General features: G+C 45.0%; 1 protein-coding gene. It reads left to right on the top strand.

Going from position 1 to position 289, the window contains the following annotated elements; translation table 11 throughout:
• On the top strand, positions 1–194 hold a 194-nt coding region (locus D1841_RS18880; protein ID WP_207710225.1), incomplete at its 5' end, for a hypothetical protein.
• Positions 195–289: the final 95 nt, after the last annotated feature.

The raw sequence follows: 289 nt of genomic DNA on the forward strand, positions 1-289 counted from the left end.
TTCTCGGAGTCTTTGCCGGAAAGACAATCTTTACCTTTTGGCACTACAAAACCCGCCCGGAGCTTTATACTATGCGGTCAGCTCCATGGTACACAGAAATTTTACTTCACGGCGGACTTGTGGGCGTTGTGGTGATTATCGCTGTTTTGACGAAGAGTTTTGTCCGATGGAAGATGAAACAGGATAGAAGTTAAGGAAAAGGAGGCATACCATGTCATTTACAGAAATTTGCATTTATCAGGTGAAGCCGCAAAAGGTTGAGGAGTTTGAGGAACTCATGGCGAAGGCA

It is taken from the genome of Neglectibacter sp. X4 (assembly GCF_009917365.1).
In the GTDB taxonomy this organism is placed as follows: Bacteria; Bacillota; Clostridia; order Oscillospirales; family Acutalibacteraceae; genus Acutalibacter.